Here is a 19,263-nt window from a genome sequence, read left to right as displayed (position 1 = left end):
CGCCGCTGGCGTCAGGGCGCTCTCCTACTTTTTCATCTGCGACAAAATGGTCCGGCACTGGTTGCTATCGCCCTCCGCCGGAGAAACCAGCGCCAGCAGCGCGGCAGCCGGGGTCACCAGGGTGGCCAGCGCCGCCGCTACCGCGCCGCGGACAATCAGCGGCCCGGCCTTCACCCCCGCCTGCGGCGATTTAAAGGTGCCGCGAACATACAGCGGGGAACGCAGGGTGATCACCCGGAAGCCTTTGCTTTCCGGATCGATGGTCAGGTCCAGCTGCTCGGAGGCGAAGCTGGCGGTCCCGGTCACATTGATCAGCGCGTTTTCCGTATCGAAGGCAAAAATCTGCGGCCGGGCGACGCCGTTGGTCACGTCAATATTGGCCGCCGCGCAGTTCACCCGAACCTCCTCATCGCCAAAAATCTGGCCGATCAGGTAGTTGCCGACGTTAAGGCCGAGAATTTCCATCAGGTTGCGACTGATCAGGCCGTCGTTCATCAGCAGCTTCAGGTTGCCGTTGCTGTTGCCGAGCAGGGCCGCCACCGAGTTGCCGCTGCCGCGCAGCTGAACGTCGCCATTCATCTCGCCGAGGGTTTTCTGCATCATCTCGACGTTCGGCATCAGCGCCTTCAGCTTCAGGCGCCGCGCCTGCAGATTGGCCTCACCCTGCAGCGGCTTTTTATCGCCCTGCAGGTGCACGCTGCCGGCAATCGACCCGTTGGCCAGGCCAAAACGCACCGGCTGCAGGCGCAGGTCGCCATCCTCCAGGATCACGTGGGTCGCCAGATCGCTGATCGGCAGCGTGCCGCCGTGCTCGATTCTCCGGCCCTTAAAGCGCACATCGGCATCCATCACCTGCCATTTATCGGTTTCAAAGCGGTCCGCCGGCAACACTTTACCCGCCGGCTGCGGTCGGTCGCCCGCCTGGCGCGCAGCGCCTTTCTTCGTCCCTTTGCCGGAGTCGACGCCGATTAACGGCCCGAGATCCGCCAGCCGCAGCTGCTTCGACTCCATGTCGCCGCTGAGCTTCGGTCGCGGTTTGCCAGTGGTATAGGTCAGGGAGCCATGAATGTCGCTATCGCCGATCCGGCCGTTAAAATCCTGATAGTCAAAGCGCATGCGGTTTTTCTGCTTAAAGTCGGCGCGCAGGTGGCCGTCGGTGGAGAACGACGGCGTCTCCGGCAGCAGCACGCCGGTCAGGTCGTAGAGGTCGCGCAGCGAATCGCCGGCGAATTTCAGCCGCAGGTCAATGCCACCGACGTTGAGCGGGTCGCTGACCGTGCCGCTAAACGCCACCCGCGTATTGCCGGAGCGGAAGTCGCCCTGCAGCGGGAAAGGCGTGCTTGCGCTGCGCAGGGCCAGCATGCCGCCGATTTTACCGTTGCCGGTGACCGGCTGGCCCTTGTAGCGGCCCTTCAGCGAAAGACCAAAGACATAGTCGCCTGGTTTCGCCGCGCTCTGCCGATCCTGCGTGCCGGTGACTTCGCTGAACGGCAGCGGTTTGCCGAGAGGATCGATGAGGATGGTGATATCGCTGCGGGTAACCTTGTCATCGATGGCGATAGTCCCGCGGTCGAAAAGAATATTATCAAGGCGGAAAGACCAGCTGGAGGGGGCGCTGTCCCCCGCGGCACGCCGATCGCCAGCCAGCTGAAAGGTCCAGTTATTGTTGTCTTCCGCCAGGCGGATCAGCCGCACGTCGGGCCGTTCCAGCTTGATCCACGGCAGATACACCGTTTTGCTCAGCAGCGCCAGCGGGGCGAGGGTCGCCTCCACCCGCGGCAGGTGGATCATGGTCACCTGGGGAATGGCCGGCGGATTGCCCAGCACGATATCCTCCGCGTGCACATGGGGCCACGGGATCCAGCTGCGCCAGCCGCGCTCCTCCGGCTGACGCTCCCAGACCACGCCGAGATCGCCGCGGATGGCGAACGGGCGGTTCAGCTCGGCAGACACTTTCTGATTGATCGTCGGCTTCAGCCGGTTCCAGTCAAAGGTGGCCAGCACGATAAAGAAGAGAACGATCAGCAACAGTATCGTTCCTGTGATGATTACCAACGTTTTACGGGTTCTGCTCATCCCTACTCCGCTCCTTTTGCATCACGTCAGTCCTGAATATAGTCAAAAAGCGGCGTTTCTCCTGGAAATGCGCTTTTCGTCACATTACGCGCGTCAGGTCAAAAAAATAATGGAACGATGTTTTAATATGATTGACCAGCAAAACAGCGCAGCGCACACTAGCGCTTATATCGATTCCATTGCAGGTTCTGGCTATGTCTAAAAAAATTGCCGTCATTGGCGAATGCATGATTGAGCTGTCAGAGAAGAACGGGGCCGTTAACCGCGGCTTTGGCGGCGATACCTTAAACACTTCGGTCTATATCGCGCGGCAGACAGATGCCAGCGCGCTGAGCGTCCACTACGTCACCGCGCTGGGAACCGATGCGTTCAGCCAGCAGATGCTCGACAGCTGGCAGCAGGAAAACGTCAACATCGATCTTATCCAGCGGATGGCCGACCGCCTGCCGGGGCTGTATTACATTGAAACCGATGACGCCGGCGAGCGCACCTTCTACTACTGGCGCAACGAGGCGGCGGCAAAATTCTGGCTGGAGAGCGATCGCGCAGCGGCGATTTGCGAAGAGCTGGCCACTTTCGACTATCTCTATCTGAGCGGTATCAGCCTCGCCATTCTCAGCCCGGTCAGTCGTGCAACGTTGTTCACGCTGCTGCGTGAGTGCCGCGCCAACGGCGGCAAGGTGATCTTCGACAACAACTATCGCCCGCGCCTGTGGGCCAGCCAGGCGGAGACGCAGCAGGTTTATCAGGAGATGCTCGCCTGCACCGATATCGCGTTTCTGACCCTCGACGATGAAGACGCGCTGTGGGGGGAAAAACCGGTCGCCGAGGTGATCGCCCGCACCCACGCCGCCGGCGTGGAAGAGGTGGTGGTGAAGCGCGGAGCGGATGCCTGCCTGGTCTCGGTTAGCGGGCAACCGCTGCGGGAAGTGCCGGCCGTCAAGCTGGCCAAAGAGAAGGTGGTGGATACCACCGCCGCCGGCGACTCCTTCAGCGCCGGCTATCTGGCCGTTCGCCTGACCGGCGGCGATGCTGAATCCGCCGCCAGACGCGGACATCTGACCGCCAGCACGGTGATCCAGTATCGCGGGGCGATCATCCCGCGGGAAGCGATGCCGCAATAATCCTCACCTGTAAGCGCTCTCCGGCCGCCGCTGGCGCGCCGGAGAGGCGTCAGGTTACTGCCCCGACGGGATGTCGCTGGCCTCGCTGTGGGCGTCAACCGTATCGGCGCTGCCGCTGGTCGCTGCGGCCGCCGGACTCGCCGGACTCGGCGCCATCAGTTTTTCCCACGTGGCCTGCAGCTCCTTCATGTTGTATTCCGGTTCGCCTTTCGGCTGCTGTAACACCAGCGCCATATCCTGAGAGAGTTGCTGACGCAGGTACTGGTTCAGCATGTCCACCGTCAGGGAGTTGAGGAACTCCTGACGCAGCTTCTGGTACTGCTCCGGCGCGATATCCACCACCTGATTTTGCAGGGAGCGCATGCGCTGGCTCATCAGAATGTCGGTATCGGTGCGCGCATAGGTGGCAAACAGCTTCTGCAGCTCGAGGCTTTTCTGGGCGATAAGCGCGTCAAACTCCTCCTGCGGCAGGCCGTTGTCGCGCACTTTCGCCAATTCGCGCGAAACCACGCTCAGGTTGTTATTCAGGCGCTCGCCCGGCGATTCGATGTTGATGGCGCACTGCGCGCGCTGATAGAGCACCCGGCAGTCGAAACCAAGCCCAATATCCTTGACGTTATTTTTGCTCAGGCTCTGCTGCACGTGCCAGAACAGCGCTTCGCGGGCGAGGTCGTCGCGCCAGTAGCGCTGCAGCGCTGCGGAGTCGCGGATCGGCTGCCAGGGGGCGTCCCACATGATGGACAGTTTGTCCTGGCGCACGGCGCTGGTCATGATGCTGACCGGCACGGTGGGCAGCGGCGATAAGGTCGGCACCGCCGCCGGCGTTTCCCGCTTACCCTTCAGATCGCCAAAGGTCTTGCTGATTTGCTCAGCGACGCTGCGGCTGTCGACGTTACCCACCACGATCAGCGTCATGGCGTCGGGGGTGTACCATTTTTGATAAAAGTCTTTCAGCTGCGCCACGTCGATCGGCTGCTTCAGCGGCGCGGCGGGATCGTGGCCCAGCATGGTGGAGCCCTTCAGGCGATAGCGCCACCAGCCCTCTTTGGTATCCAGCGGCCAGGTCGCCACCATGTCGCTGCCCTGCAGCGCGTGATTGATCGATTCAGGCGTAATGGTCAGTTTACCGCTGGCGTCCGCCAGCCAGCTCAGCGCCTCTTTCAGCAGATCGTTGCGGTTATTCGGCAGGCTGAGATTAAACATCGTGTAATCGTAGGAGACGATGGCCGGCGGCAGAGGACGCTTCGGGTCAATACTCTGCTGCCACAGCGAGCGCGCCTGCATCGTCGGCAGGCTGCCGCTTTGCGTCAACGCCAGACGGGGAATAAAACGGCTGAAACCGCTCTGCTGAGTGCTTTCGCTCAGCGAGCCAATATTCACGGACAGACGGACTTCGATACGGTCGCTGGGACGCTGCGGCGTGGCCAGCACCTGCCACGACAACCCATTCGCTAAGGTCCCTTGTTGCCAGGCCGGATCAGGCTGGAGCGCTTCTGCCTGCACATAACCGGCCGCCGCTACCATCAGCAAACCGCCCGTTAAGAGTTTAATTGTTGTGCCCTGCATGTGAACCCCTGATGAACATTCCTGGTTACAACAGCATCCCACTGACGGGCTGCCGAAAAAAGTGAGAGTGAAATACGTCGGTTAGACCACACGGAGACGAAAATGTCGCATGACAACGTAAAATAATCATTTCGTGTCATTCCCGCAGGGCGGAAATGACCTCTAATTATGCGCAGGAGCCCGTACTCCAGCAAGGGAGTACGGGCCTAAGAGGAGGATTTAAGAGGATAATTCGTGCGTTTTGTTCGCGGGAACACGGTTATTCAGCACATCATCCATCTGTTTGGCATCGAGTTCTTTCACCCATTTTGCCACCACCACCGTGGCGACGCCGTTACCGACCAGGTTAGTCAAAGCGCGGGCTTCGGACATAAAGCGGTCGATACCGAGGATCAGCGCCAGGCCAGCGACCGGTAAATGCCCAACCGCCGAGATGGTCGCCGCCAGCACGATGAAGCCGCTCCCGGTCACTCCCGCCGCCCCTTTCGAGGAGAGCAGCAGCACCACCAGCAGGGTGATTTGATGGAAAATATCCATATGGCTGTTGGTCGCCTGGGCGATAAACACCGCCGCCATCGTCAGATAGATAGAGGTGCCGTCGAGGTTAAACGAATAGCCGGTCGGGATCACCAGGCCCACCACCGACTTACGACAGCCGAGCTTCTCCATCTTGTCGAGCATGCGCGGCAGCGCCGATTCGGATGAGGAGGTCCCCAGCACGATCAGCAGCTCTTCACGGATATAGCGGATAAATTTAAAGATGCTGAAGCCGGTGGCCCGGGCGATGCTCCCCAGCACCAGCACCACGAACAGGATACAGGTGATATAGAAGCAGATGATCAGCTGCCCCAGCTGCACCAGGGTGCCGACGCCATATTTACCGATGGTGAAGGCCATGGCCCCGAAGGCGCCGATCGGCGCCAGGCGCATGATCATATTGATGATGCCGAAGATGACCTGCGAGAAACTTTCAATGACGTTGAAAATCAGCTGGCCCTTGCTGCCCAGACGATGCAGGGCAAAGCCAAACAGAACGGCGAACAGCAGAACCTGCAGGATGTTGCCGCTGGCGAAGGCGCCAATGACGCTGCCCGGGATCACATCCAGTAAAAAGGCCACCACCCCCTGGTCTTTCGCCTGCTCAGCGTACACCGCCACCGCTTTCGCATCGAGCGTCGACGGGTCGACGTTCATCCCGGCCCCCGGCTGCACCACGTTGACGATAATCAGACCGATAATCAGCGCGATGGTGCTGACCACTTCGAAATAGAGTAGCGCTACCGCCCCGGTACGGCCAACGGCTTTCATGCTCTCCATCCCGGCGATCCCCGTCACGACGGTACAGAAGATAACCGGAGCAATCACCATTTTAATCAGCTTAACGAAGGCGTCGCCGAAGGGTTTCATTTGCGCGCCCAGTTCCGGGTAAAAATGGCCCAGCAGAATACCGATCGCTATGGCCGTCAGAACCTGGACATAGAGGCTTTTAAAGATAGAGGTTTTCATAGGGTGTCCTTTGGGAATAACCACAGAGCAAGAAGGGATATTTGACGTCTGTGGCTTAAAAATAACACCCTGGAAACATTTCAGAAATAACTAACGCCGAAAGTGCAACGCAATTGTTAAAATCTTTGAGCTGACTCGCACAAGTCAACAAAACATTTACAAATTTGCATCCTCCCGGACCGGGGAGAGATAGCGCGCGCTGAACGCCTCCTGCGGTAAAGCGCAACCGAACAGATGGCCCTGGAGCACCTCGACGCCGGCGGCTTGCAACCAGCGGTACTGGGCCTCGTTCTCCACCCCTTCCGCCACGATACGTAGCGACAGGCCGCGCGCGAGCTGGATCATCGCCGGCACCATGCTGACATCCTCCGGCAGCATATCGATGAATACCTTATCGATTTTCAGGATATCCACCGGCAGGGCCTTCATCTGCTGCAGCTGGTGCAACCCGGCGTAACCCATGCCAAAATCATCCAGCGCAATACGTACCCCGGCCTCGCGCAGAGGCCGCAACCGCGCCATCACGTCCTGCGGATCGTCCATCCGGCAGCTCTCCGTCACCTCGAGGATTAAGGTACCCGGCGCGATGCGGTAGCGGGCGATCAGCTTCAGCATCTCCTCGCCGCGATCGTGCTCCAGCAGCTGAAGCAGCGAAACATTGACCGACAGCGGCAGCATAATCCCCTGGCTTTGCCAGGCAGCCAGCTGGCGGCAGGCCTCTTCCATCACCCAGTAGCCGACCGGGATAATCAGCCCGCAGGACTCAATGCGTTCAATCAGCGCCGGCGGTAGCGACCAGCTGCCATCCGCCTGCCGCTGACGCAGCAGCACCTCGGCGCCGCAGATCTCGCCGCTGGCGCAGGCCACCTGCGGCTGCAGCCAGATAGCGAACTGCTGGTTGTCGAGGGCGGTCATTATATCGTGCTCTTCCATCAAGCGACGCTGAGCCTTTTCCATCTGCTCGGGATCGAAGAACTCAATCTGGTTTTTACCTTTGCGTCTTGCGGTGACGGCGGCTGACACCGCGCGCCGGTAAAACTGTTCGGCGCTGAGGCCGGGGTGGAACATAGCGATCCCGACGCTGGCGTAGGGTCGCAGCTGCAGACCATGCAGCGGCAAACGTTCATTAATAATAGTGAGCACTTGCTTACTTAACGTCACCGCCTGCCAGGATTCGGCGAGGCCATCGGCGAGAATGGCGAAGTCATAGCCGCTCACCTGGGCCAGCACCATCTGCGGCGGGATCGCGGCGCGCAGCTTCTCCACCAGCGTCAGGAGCAGCATTTCGCGCTGGCTCTCCTTGAGCACGCCGGCGGCGTCCTGCAGGGTTTCACAGGCGACGACGATCAGCGCGGCGCTCTGCGGGCGGGCCACCGTCTGCTCCAGCATCGCCAGCAAAAAGGCTTTATTCGGCAGCTCGGAGACCGGGAAGCGGGTCGACTGGATGGACAGCTCATCATGCTGGCGCACCAGGCTCTGCTGGTTGCGGTTATAGCTACGCACCAGCATGCCGATCTCGTCGTCATGGTGCAGGCGCGGGAGGGTCAGCTGATGCCCCAGACGCTCCTGCTGGGAGAGATCGTTCAGCTCGCGGGCGATACGCCGCAGAGGGCGAACCATCAGCCGGTTGATGCACCAGGTGAGCGCCACCGTCAACATCAGCACCAGAAGTAAGTAAGCAGTCACCAACGTGGCAAGGGCGCTCATGACGAATTTATACATGCGATAGGAATCGGCCTGCAGCACCAGATAGGCCAGCGGCTGCGGGTTGGCCGGCCGCTCCAGCGAATAAATGGGCAGCGAAATCTGCACCGGCAGCTCAAACAGCCGGGTGATGGTCACCGGCACCGACCGCTCGGGGATAAACCGCATCCGTAACGCCTGGAACTGGTTGGGCAAGACCACATCCGCCCGGCTGACGATGCCAGCAGGCTGGATACGGCTTAAAATAGCTTCCGCTTCCGGAATATCGGCTTTCAGAATAGCCGCCGACAGCGGTTCGCGAACGGATCGCGCGATACTTTCTAACTGCGTGGCCGTGGTAAAGCGACTCTGTTGCACAAAGTGAAACAGCAAAATAGTGCAAAAAACCAATACAAAGGCCATGGACACGCTCGCGACCATCGCCATCTGTTTGATTGTAAGTGAACGGCTGACGCGCAACGGTGTTCTCCACTGATACTGAATGCATACCCGGTATCAATCCTTCAATCCCGGTCGTTTCAGGCTGATTATATACTCAAATCCTTCGCCCACGCCCGCGAGGGATGAAGTGACGGGATATTTCCGCGCGGTGACGCAGACGCCGGAGAGACCTCCCCGGCGGCCGACGGTGGGCAACGCCTCACGAGTATACGCGAAGCGCGCCGTGGAGTGGCGCTCTGTGACGTAATTCAGCCTATTCTGCTACCAGTCGGCGTAAGGCACCAGCGGCTGGGGCGGCATATCCAGATCCCCCTGCCAGCCTGCCGCCGAGTAGCGGACGTAAAGCAGCGCATGGCTTGGGGTATAATCCTTCGCCTGCTGAATATCGACCGCGGCGCCAACGAACCAGTTGCTGGTCACCCGCCGCTCCACCAGCGCTCTGGCGGTGTAACCGAATCCCTGGCTGCTGCTGCCCTGCTCCGTCAGTTCGCTGGCGCGCTGCCGGTAGTCGGACGGGATCAGGTTCAGCAGCGGATAGCGGGCCTGCGTTTGGGTACGCGAATGGGACCATGACACCGACCCGCCGAGTTCCCAGGACCAGTTCTCCGTGCGCTGACGCCAGGTCACCGGCACGGCGAAAGAGAGGTACTCCTGCGGGCTGTAATAGCCGCCCTGGCCGAGGGTGTAGCCGCTGAGATCTTTGTCGTAGTGCCAGATCATATTGTTGAGGCCGACGGTGACGCGACGATTATTCTCGTTAATCACCTTGTAGTAGTAGCCGGTCATCCAGCGCACGCGCCAGTTATCCGCCACGTTTTTACCGGTCAACGAGTCGGCCCCCAGCGAGGACCAGATCCCGTGCGCTTCGCCCCGGTCATAGCTGAGGCTCACACCGCCGCCGTCGGCGCGAACACCGCCCCAGGTGGTGCCGGTATGGCTGTTGCTGTCTTTCTGCCCGCCGAAGGAGAGCAGCGAGCTGGAGATGGGCCGCCGGTGGACGTTGACCGTGTACCCCACTGGCCCGACGTCGCTGCTGTAGCTCAGGCCGCCGACCACATCGACGACATTGAAGCCCATCGGCGTGGTGCCGATATCCCCGCTCCAGGTGTCGTTCTGCCAGCCGACCGCCACGCTGGCCCCGCTGTCGGTCTGATTTTTACTACCGCTGGTGCAGGCGATCTCCCCGCAGGTGCCCCAGCTGGGCGAGTAGCTCCCGTCGCTGTGGGTGGAAAAGCTGCCGGCATCCATATTGACCAGGTCGGTGCGAAAGAACATCCGGCCATCCGCTAGCGGGGCATCCACCTGCAGCATGGTGGTATGCGCCTTCAGATCGGAATAGCCGCCGGTGCCGCTGGATCCCCAGAAGTCATGTTCCAGGGTGACGTTCAGATCCTGCTGGCGATAAAGATCGGCGGCATCGCTGCGGATCCCGCGCTTCAGCCAGTCATCCCGGCTGTCGTTGCGCGTCAGCCGGGTAAAGGTATCGTTATCCTGCGGCTGCGCGGGGGTGATGCCGGAGGCCACCATCGCCTCCCGGTAGTGAGTCAGCGCCTGCTGCGGCTCCCCGTTCCGGGTGGCAAAGCGCGCGGCATCGCGCAGCACCAGCGCGCTCTCCATCGAGGGCGGCTGCGCCTTCGCCTGCGGCACAATCTGGTTAAAAATCCGTTGGGCGTCAGCGGTATCGCCAAGGCCAGCTCGCGCCAGGGCGACCCGCCGCTGCATATTCATGGATTCGGCCTCTGCGCCTTTCAGCTGCATGACCTGCGCCCGGGCGGCCGGTTTATCCCCCTCGGCCAGGTAGACTTCCGCAAGGCCGAGGCGCGCATCGCCGTTGTCGGCTTCCTGACGCAGCACCCGCTGATAGTCGGCAATCGCCGTCTGGTTGTCGCCGCGCTGCTGCGCCCAGTCGGCCAGCGTCAGGTCATAGCGTACCGAGGCCGGCTGCTGTTTGATGAGGGCGATCGCCTGCGCTTCCTCGCCGCTGTCGCGCAATTGGTTCGCCTGGCGCAGCACCCGGTCGCTTTGCAGACGCGCCTCCAGTTCACGGATGTTATCTGTCCACGCGTTGCGCGGCAGGGTGGCGATTTGCGCCAGCGCCAGATCGTCCTGGTCGTTCCCCGACAGGTACAGCCCCGAGGCGTATATCCGTTCAGCATCCTGCGGCTGGCGGTTGACCATCGCCCGCATCAGCGCATCGGCTTGCTGGCGTTCGCCGGCGCTGACCAGATCCCGCGCCAGACGATAGGTGATCCACACGCTGTCCGGATCGAGCGCCAGGCGCCGACGCTGGACTTCCGCCGCCTGCGCCCAGTTGCCCTGGCTCTCCAGGGCCTGCGCCTGTTTCTCCAGCCGGTCGTTGGTCAGGCTGCGCTCGATATCATCAATACTGCGCCGCTGGGCAGCAGGAAGGCCGGCGATCCAGGCGCTGGCTTTCTCGGGCGATTCGGCGCGATAGAGGTTGGCCAGGCCGCGCACCGCCAGGTTATTGCCGCGATCCAGGCGCAACGCCTGCTGATAATAGCGCTCCGCCGCCGCCGACTCTTTGCGCGCCGCCGCGACGTCGCCCAGCCCCAGCACGGCATAGCTGTCGGTCCGATCGACCCGCTGCGCCTGGGCATAATAATTCTGCGCCTGCGCAAGCTGACCGGCCTTCAGGGCGTTATCCCCCTGCTTGATCAGCAGCCAGTAGCGGTTGGTTTGCAGCAGGCTGTCCCATTTGCCGCGATTCGGGCTGTCGGGATCCATGGCAATCGCTTTATTGAGCTGGGCCACCGCCCGCGCGCGGTCGCCGCGCTGGGAATAGGCCTGGCCGAGGGCGCCCACCGCATCGCTGTCGCGGCTGTCGGCCTGAACGGCTTTCTGCAGATCCGCCACCGCCTGCGAGGTATTTCCGGATTTGACCGCCGCCAGCCCTTCCGAGCGGGCGCGGAACGTCGGATCCTGCAGCTGCGCCTGCTGCTGGTCGAGCAGGACGCGGGCGTTCGCCGCCACCGAGCCGGTAGGAAACTGCAGCAGGAATTGCTGCAACGCCTGCACGCTGGCCTTGCTCACCGGCATGCTTTTCACCTCGCTGTACCACATATCGGCGGCGATACCGCGTCCTGAGGCCGAGCGGGCCATTTCCGCCAGATAGGCGAACCCTTCCTGCGGTTTGTTATCGGCAAACATCTGCTTCGCCAGCGCCGTGAGCAGGCTGACGTTGCCCGGCGCGCTGGCGTTCAGTTTTTTCAGCTGGCTGACGCCTTCGCTATGACGGGCCGGCAGGCGCGCCACCAGCGTCCAGTATTCAATCGCGGCATCAACATCATCCGGCACGCCGCCGAACAGCTTTTCGTAGGCGGCGATGGCTTCATCGACCTTCCCGGCCACGCCCAGCAGTCGCGCCTGCTGCAGCGCCTGACGACCCTCGCCGGTGTTGCTTTTCATCTCATTGCGCGACGCCTTCAGCTCCGGGGAGTCCGGCGCCAGCTTCGTCAGTCGCTCCAGCTCTTTTTGCGCCCCGGCGGCATCCCCCTGGCGCAGCAGATAGCGCATCCGCGCGGCAATCAGGTCCGGGTTGTTGGGGTCAATCAGCTCCAGACGGTACAGCGACTGGCGCACCAGGTCTTCACGATTGCTGGCCTCGCCGAGGCGCACCTGCTCCAGCAGATGTTCCTGGGCGGGCGTCGTCGCCGCCTGCGCTAACGGCAGCAGCGCAACGCCGAGGGACAGCGTGAGTAAACTTAGTGAGAGCTTGCGCATTCCTGGTTCCAGTCAGGTTGTAATTCGCCACCCGCAGTGAAACGAAAACGGTGTTGATCCCAACCCTGGCCAAACAGCGTCAGGACCGCGCTGTAGTAGGCATCCGCGCCGGGATAGTTATCGGCGACGCGCTGCCGTTGCACCGACCGGGCCTCGTCGTTCTGTAAAAACGGCAGCATCACCGCGGAAAAGCCCACCGGCCCCTGGCCGCTGGTTTTGCCGGTGGCGATATTCACTTTCTCCGGCGGTACCCCCTGCTCCGCGGTCTGCGCCGCCATCGGCGCAAAGCGGGCCAGCAGACGCGCTTTCTGCTTATCGCCGTCATGAAGCATGCCCACCCACAGGTAGACGCGAATCGCGTCATAGCTGCCGATCGGCGGCTTCTCCGTTTTCAGCTGCCAGCCTTTCCCTTTCTCATAGCGCACCCAGTCCGGGGCAAAGCCTTTCGGTGCGGTCTCCAGCAGCAGACGCAGGTTAGTATCGCGCAGGGCAGGCCACGGCGCGCCAAAACGCACAAAATAGGTGGCCAGCTGCGGTGGAAGATAGCTGGGGTTAAACCGCCAGCCGCTGTCATCGGCAAAACCGACTTTTCCCGGCAGCAGCATCGTGCCAAGGCCCGGCACCGCCACCGTCTCTTCATCGACAATCCGCGCCAACAGCGCTTTCCCGGTCTCGGTGTACTGCGGCTGCTGCCACAGGCGCCCCGCCTCCAGCAGCGCCCAGGCTATCCACAGATCTGAGTCGGATGCCGAATTGCTGTCCAGCAGCGTCCACTGCTCGTCGTCCTTTTTCCCCCACAGCCAGCCCGGCAGATGCTGCCGCAGGTCGCCCTCCGCCAGGTTGTTCTGCGTCCAGGTCAGCAGCTTGTCGAACCCCGCGCGATCGTTGGCCGCCAGGGCAAAGAACAGGCCATAGCTCTGTCCTTCGGAAGTGGAAATTTTGCGCGCATCGCTGGGGTCGATCACCCGCCCCTCGGGGCTGACGTAGGCTTGCTTAAACTGCTCCCAGGCGGGCCACTGGCAGGCGGCGCTCGCCTGGCCCGCCGCCAGCACCAGCGCGGAGAGCACCGCGCCGCAAAGTACTTTCATCATCGTTTACTCATCATCCAGGCTAAGGCGGCGGCGGCTGATAATGCGCAGCATGCGCCACAGCACCCACGCCAGCAGCACGATACTGACCGCGGCGAAGATCGCCAGCAGTATCGGGTGGTTAGAGAGCGCGAACCAGATGCGCTCGAACCAGGGCAGATGGCCGACATAGTAAACATCGCCCACCCGCAGGCTGTTGACGCCGGATTCGCGGATCACCGCCACCGAGCCAAACATCGCCGCCCGCTTACCACTGTCGTTGAGGGCGTTGGTTAGCAGTTCATTACCGCGTGGGCTGTCGGCCAGCAGGGCCACCACGCTGCGTTGATCGTTGTAGGGCGACTGGAAGCCAATCACCGCCGCCATCGGTCCGGAAGAGGTGATGTCGGTGCGGGTGTTGGGCGTGCGGGCCTCATCATCGGGATAAATGCTCGCCAGGTCGTAATGACGCATCGGCATTTTCACCCAGCTTTTGGTCGCCTCGACCAGCAGGTTGATTTTGGTATCGTCCTTGAGGGAAGAGGGGATCGCGCCGATCAGCAGCAGATCCGCATCTTTATTCTTGATCTGGTTGCCATCGTCAGTCATTTGCAGATTAATCGCCGCCAGGCCGGTCTGCGAACCGATGCCGCCCAGCGCCTGCAGCAGCGTCGCCACCTGGCCCTGGGTCGGCGCCTTCGGCACCACCACCAGGGTGTCGGCGAGGTCCGCCATACGGCTGTAAGGGAAGCCAGCATTGGCGAAGACGCGCAGGTCCGGTAGAGCAATAAAGTGATAATACTTCGAGAAGTCGATGGTCGAATCGTCGCCGATCACCACATGGTTCTGCACCGGCTGGAAGGTAATACAGTTGTCGATAGAGCCGCCGGGCATCGGGTTCATGTACTGGAAGTCAAAGCGCAGCTGGTTCACCGCCCCAAGACGCAGCGCGGGTATGGTAACCTCCGATTTGCCGTCCAGCAGCCCCTGCAGCACCGGCAGGCGCAGGATCAGTTTGTTCACGTCCTGCGAGCTGTTAAGGCTGAACGACTGCAAGAACTGGTCGTTAAGGCTGATATCCATCCGCGAGCTATCCTTCACCGGCGGCATGGTATAGCGATATTTCAGATCCATATCGATGCCGTTGGCCCGCAGCAGATAGAGATCCGGCGGCAGGTTAAGCGCCACGGTGATGGCATCCGGCACCAGCCCGCTGGACTGCAGCTGTTGCTCATAGGTTTTCAGCTCAGCAAAGGTGACCGAGCGGTCGGTGCGCACCCAGTTTGGCGCATCGTATGGCTGCCGCGGCTGCAGGGTTTTGATGCCGTCCACGGTGACGCTGCTGCCGCGGAACAGAATATTGCCCTGGGCAATCCCCTTCGCCGCCAGCAGCAGGTCTTTATCATCGCGGCCGAAAATAACCAGCAGCTTGACGTAAGGATCGTTCGGGTTGTCGATCATTTCGATGGTCGGCGCGTTGACCGGCGGATGATCGCGCAGGAAATCCGGACGCTTGTCGTTGGTGGCGAAGACAATGGCGTTACGATCCGGCAGTTCGTTGAAATAGACCGGGAACTGCTGGCCGCGCCAGCCGGCCTTGCTGCCGAACCATGAAGCGATAATCGCCGCCGCCTGCTGCTGGGCCACCGCCGGCGAGCCCGGGAAAATCATCGGCAGCGTCAGCGGGCGGTTGTCGCGCGGATCGTAGAACGGTACCGGGAAGTGCGACAGATCGTTATGCACCTTCAGCGACTGGTAGGTGAGATCCAGATAGCTTTCGCGCCCGACGTCCAGCCATAGCGTGCTGCTGGCCGGGTTTTCGCAGACATCGCGGTAGTGGCCGACAAACTCCAGCCGTATACGGTTGAAGTCGGTGATATACAGCGGGTCAATCGGCAGCTGCGCGCGGATCTTTTTCCCCAGCTGCTCTTTGGTGACGGGCAGGACGCCCATCAGCTCATCGTTGAGATAGACTTTCAGCTGCGACTGCACGGGCAGCAGCGAGGGCGACGGGGTGTATTCCAGATTGAGCAGCGCGTTAGCGACCAGCTCATCGCTACGCATGCCGAATTCAACCGAGGCGTCAGGCCGTGAGCCGCGCAGCACAATGCTGCCCGGAGGCGGCGCGATGGTGGCAAAGGTCAGCTTCACCTCCCGCTGCGGGACGTTCTCGGCGACCAACGCCGGAGCGGTCGGTTCGGCGAGGGTTGCCGTCGGCTCGCCTGTCGTCACCGGCGCGAGCGGGGAGGCCGCCTGCGGCTGAACGCCAGGGGCCGGATTCACCACGGTGGCCGGCGCCGCGTAAGAGGCCAGCGGATACCAGCTGCACATGCCCACCGCTACTGCACACATCCAGGAAAGTTTTCTTTTCATCGCATTATCATCATTGTTGAGCCATTGCCGGGTCTGCGGAGAGCGTCGGCGCGGCGCGTTCAGGGCGTCGGGGTACAAACGACACTATCCATGCCACCAGCGAGGTGAGCGCGCGGAAAACCACCTTCACCGACGGCGGCGAAAACTCCGCCAGGTGACGATAGCCACGGAACCCCAGCTTGAGGATATCCAGCAGGCTTTCCATCGGCTTGTCTTCCGGGAAGCTATCCTGCCAAAGCGCCCACGTATCGGCGCGGGCAAACGTACACTGCACAAAATCGATATGCTGCTGGTTGGTCAACGGCAGCAGCTGCAATCCCACTTCGCTGCCGTTGACCCGCGCGACCCGCACCGGGAAGGCATACTCCTGCTGTCCCCGTTTGAGCAGCAGCCTGGCGTTCTGCCCCTCCAACACCTGAGCGTCGCCGTGAATTTTGATCCCCAGCCCACCGTCGGAATAGTCGTGAACGGTGCAGGAGAACAGATGGCCATCTTCGCGGGCAATTGCCGCCGGCATGCTCATTTCGACACGATGCGACCGGCGGACCTGCTTGCTTTCGACCGAGACCGCCACCGCGCCGCCAAGAATAATCAGGTTGTAGAACACCCAGACAATACTCACCCAGACGGTGAGAATTTCGTTTTCCGGGCCGTACATAAAGCGCCAGATCCCCACCGCGACGCCGACCAGATTGAGCAGCACCAGGTAGATATAGGGCCGGGAGATCACCCAGTCGACATACTCCTCTTCCACCAGCCCGCCCTTCGCGGTGACGTTGAACTTGCCTTTATGCGGGTTGATCAGCGCCACAAAAGTGGGCGGCGCGATATACCAGGCGAGCACCGTCTCGTAAATTTCACTCCAGAACGAATGGCGATATTTGCCCTGAATCTTCGAGTTGGTCAGGCTGGCGTGGATCATATGCGGCAACACGAATAGCGCGATCATCAGCGCTGGCGCATAAATGATATAGGCATGGAGCAGCAAAAAGGCCAGCGGCGCCGTGAGGAAGATGAGGCGCGGAATACCGGAGAGAAAGTGAAGCATGGCGTTGGCGTAGCAGACGCGCTGCACCAGCTTCAGGCCTTTGCCAAACAGCGGATTATCGAGGCGGAATATCTGCACCATCCCGCGCGCCCAGCGGATGCGCTGGCCGATATGCGCGGATAAACTCTCCGTCGCCAGCCCCGCCGCCTGCGGAATACGCATATAGGCGGAGGTATATCCCCGCCGGTGCAGACGCAGCGAGGTGTGGGCATCTTCGGTCACCGTTTCGACGGCGATTCCGCCGATCTCATCCAGCGGGCCGCGGCGGATAACGGCGCAGGAGCCGCAGAAGAAGGTGGCGTCCCACATGTCGTTCCCGTCCTGCACCAGGCCGTAGAATAGCGTCCCTTCGTTCGGCGTTTTGCGAAAACGACCAAGGTTGCGCTCAAAGGGATCGGGCGAGAAGAAGTGGTGCGGGGTCTGCATCATCGCCAGCTCTTTCTCTTTCAGGAACCAGCCCATGGTCATCTGCAGAAACGAGCGCGTCGGCACATGGTCGCAGTCAAAGATCGAGACGAACTCCCCTTTGGCATATTTCAGCGCATTATTGATGTTGCCGGCCTTGGCGTGTTCGTGGCTGGTGCGGGCGATATAGTGCACCCCAACATCTTTGGCAAACTGGCGAAACGCTTCCCGTCCGCCGTCGTCGAGGATCCAGATGTTCAGCTTGTCCTTCGGCCAGTCGATGCCCTGCGAGGCGTAAATGGTGTTTTTCACCACGTTGAGATCTTCGTTATAGGTGGGGACGAAGATGTCCACGGTTGGCCACAAATCCATGTCCTCCGGCAGCGGCACCGGCTGGCGATTCAGCGGCCAGACCACCTGGAAGTAGCCCAGCACCAGCACCACCCAGGCGTAGGTCTCTGCGAACAGCAGAATGATCCCGCACACCAGGCTTACCGGGTCGTTCCAGTTCAGCGTCGAGGTATAGCGCCACCAGATATAGCGGCACGACACCGTCAGCGACAGCACGATCAGCATCAGCGCCGAGAAACGGCCCGGGATGCGTCGCACCAGCAGCGCCACGCCCCACAGCAGCATCAGGAAGATAAACTGCGACAGCGGGTTAAAGGGCTGCGTAATACACATCAGCGCCAGCACCAGCGAGCAGAAGGTCACCCCCCCAAGGATCGCCCGGCGCAGTTTAGGATTGAGGTGCGCCAGCTCTTTCTGTTTATCCAGATGGCCGGTGCGGGCGTTCATCTGCTCAGGCAATTTTTCCAGCCACTGCGTATAGCGACCGTGCACCCCTTCCAGCGCCGCCAGCGAACGCCAGTTGACCTTTTTCTCCGGCTCCGGCACGCGCGTCGTCAGTAACCACAGGGATTGCAGCAGGTAGCGCAGCGGATCCAGCGGACGCGGGCGATGCGGATTTATGTGGGGAAAATAGGTTTCATGGCGGGCCAGAATCGCCTGCCAGCGCGGCGTCTCCAGCGGCATCAGCGCCCAGACCAGCGATGCCCACAGACAGCCAAGCGACGCCGACAGCCACGAAGCGCCGTGCTGCCGATAGTCATCATAGCGCGCACGCAGCCGCTCCCCCACCGGCGGGGCCAGCAGCAGAGTACTGAGGCGGATCATGCCGCTCTCCCGGCGGAATAGTGGATCAGGCACCAGTTCGCCAGGGTCAGCACCTCTTCCGCCGCCAGCGAATCCTGACGATACTCCCCAAGAGGTTGTTTCGCCGCCAGGCACTCGGCCATCGCCTCGTCGCGGTGAATCGTCACCGGCAGGATGCGCGGCTGGCTCTCCAGCCACAGCTGGTAGAGATCTTCCTGCAGCTGGCTGCCGACCCGCAGATCGTTAATCAGAATATCGCCGTTGGCCGGGAGGGGCTGCTGGTGTAGACGGATATGGCTATTGGCGTCGGGATGAACCACCACCAGCGAGCGATCGCAAAGCGTCAGCAGCTCGCGGGTCAACGGCGAATAACCCGCCGGCAGATCCAGCAGTAGCCAGCGGTACTGCCCCTGCAGCTGCAGTACGGCCTCCGTCATCGCCCCCAGGGTGGGCTGCAGCTGGTCGACGTTTTCTCTTTCGCCCGCGCTGAGCTGGCCAAACGGCAGCAGATCGATATGCTGCGTATAGCGCAGACCCGCGTCGCGCCAGTCCCGGCCATCGAGCAGCGCCCGCGCCCAGCCGTCCTGATGATGGATGTCGGTATTGAAGAAAAAACGCAGCATATTATCCGGGCTGGCGTCGATCGCCAGCACCGTTTCACCGAGCAATTGCAGCGCCCAGGCGAGTGCAGCCGTAATGGACGTGACGCCAGTCCCCCCTCGCACGCCCTGTAATCCCAGAATAGCCATCTCCGGCTTCCTTATTTTTTCTCTGCAAACTCTGCCAGCAGCGGCCAGCGCTTCAGCGCCGCGTTCAGCTGTTCGCGCCTGGAAATATCATGATAATCAATATCCGGCAGGGAAAATGCCCGGCTAAGCGCCAGAAAATCATTTTGAAAGGTGTACCCCAGCGTGGCGTCCGTGGGTACCGCAGGATCTTTTGCTGGCATATCTCTGTCCGTTCGAAATTTATTATTAAACCAGAGGACGTATACAGCGCATCCTTAAAAAGCAGGTGTACATGCTAAAACTGATGACCTTTAATTTCAATGTTAGGT

General features: G+C 61.3%; 11 protein-coding genes. 1 reads left to right on the top strand and 10 read right to left on the bottom strand.

What is annotated here, in order from left to right; translation table 11 throughout:
- Positions 1 to 24 precede the first annotated feature (24 nt).
- Complete coding sequence (locus ABLV76_RS11530) at positions 25 to 2,076, bottom strand: AsmA family protein (RefSeq protein ID WP_065878846.1); 2,052 nt, start codon at positions 2,074 to 2,076, stop codon at positions 25 to 27.
- 194 nt (positions 2,077 to 2,270) lie between these two features.
- Between ABLV76_RS11530 and ABLV76_RS11525 the strand changes: the two genes are divergently transcribed.
- Entirely contained in the window at positions 2,271 to 3,200 is a 930-nt protein-coding gene (locus tag ABLV76_RS11525; protein WP_004204963.1) for a sugar kinase, read from the top strand.
- A 54-nt stretch (positions 3,201 to 3,254) separates the two neighbouring features.
- On the opposite strand, the gene ABLV76_RS11520 is transcribed toward ABLV76_RS11525, so the two are convergent.
- The 9 genes from ABLV76_RS11520 to bcsR all read right to left on the bottom strand — a co-directional run bounded on the left by ABLV76_RS11520 (position 3,255) and on the right by bcsR (position 19,155).
- Complete coding sequence (locus tag ABLV76_RS11520) at positions 3,255 to 4,766, bottom strand: pitrilysin family protein (RefSeq protein ID WP_004204964.1); 1,512 nt, start codon at positions 4,764 to 4,766, stop codon at positions 3,255 to 3,257.
- A 219-nt stretch (positions 4,767 to 4,985) separates the two neighbouring features.
- A complete protein-coding gene (locus ABLV76_RS11515) occupies positions 4,986 to 6,272 on the bottom strand; it encodes a dicarboxylate/amino acid:cation symporter (protein WP_004204966.1) in 1,287 nt (428 codons plus the stop codon).
- Between the two features lie 156 nt (positions 6,273 to 6,428).
- Positions 6,429 to 8,435 carry a biofilm formation regulator HmsP gene (gene hmsP / locus ABLV76_RS11510; protein WP_017900004.1) on the bottom strand — a complete coding sequence of 669 codons (2,007 nt, stop codon included), beginning with the start codon at positions 8,433 to 8,435 and terminating at the stop codon, positions 6,429 to 6,431.
- 243 nt (positions 8,436 to 8,678) lie between these two features.
- The gene (gene bcsC / locus ABLV76_RS11505; protein ID WP_065878848.1) at positions 8,679 to 12,158 is read right to left on the bottom strand and encodes a cellulose synthase complex outer membrane protein BcsC; all 3,480 of its coding nucleotides are present in this window, start codon (positions 12,156 to 12,158) and stop codon (positions 8,679 to 8,681) included.
- On the bottom strand, positions 12,140 to 13,249 hold the full coding sequence (gene bcsZ, locus ABLV76_RS11500; protein ID WP_065697474.1) for a cellulose synthase complex periplasmic endoglucanase BcsZ: 1,110 nt from the start codon (positions 13,247 to 13,249) through the stop codon (positions 12,140 to 12,142). Before bcsZ ends, bcsC begins: the two co-directional genes overlap by 19 nt.
- A gap of 3 nt (positions 13,250 to 13,252) precedes the next feature.
- Entirely contained in the window at positions 13,253 to 15,598 is a 2,346-nt protein-coding gene (bcsB, locus tag ABLV76_RS11495; protein ID WP_025999216.1) for a cellulose biosynthesis cyclic di-GMP-binding regulatory protein BcsB, read from the bottom strand.
- A gap of 10 nt (positions 15,599 to 15,608) precedes the next feature.
- Positions 15,609 to 18,227 carry a UDP-forming cellulose synthase catalytic subunit gene (gene bcsA / locus ABLV76_RS11490; protein WP_331320565.1) on the bottom strand — a complete coding sequence of 873 codons (2,619 nt, stop codon included), beginning with the start codon at positions 18,225 to 18,227 and terminating at the stop codon, positions 15,609 to 15,611.
- Positions 18,224 to 18,955 carry a cellulose biosynthesis protein BcsQ gene (bcsQ, locus tag ABLV76_RS11485; RefSeq protein ID WP_348878321.1) on the bottom strand — a complete coding sequence of 244 codons (732 nt, stop codon included), beginning with the start codon at positions 18,953 to 18,955 and terminating at the stop codon, positions 18,224 to 18,226. The genes bcsA and bcsQ overlap by 4 nt, the downstream gene beginning before the upstream one ends.
- Positions 18,956 to 18,966: 11 nt before the next feature.
- On the bottom strand, positions 18,967 to 19,155 hold the full coding sequence (gene bcsR, locus ABLV76_RS11480) for a cellulose biosynthesis protein BcsR (protein ID WP_002921513.1): 189 nt from the start codon (positions 19,153 to 19,155) through the stop codon (positions 18,967 to 18,969).
- Positions 19,156 to 19,263: the final 108 nt, after the last annotated feature.

This window comes from Klebsiella sp. GB_Kp047, assembly GCF_040065235.1.
GTDB lineage: Bacteria > Pseudomonadota > Gammaproteobacteria > Enterobacterales > Enterobacteriaceae > Klebsiella > Klebsiella quasipneumoniae.
The sequence above is the reverse complement of the archived record's forward strand: the minus strand, read 5'-3'. Positions and strand labels throughout refer to the sequence as shown.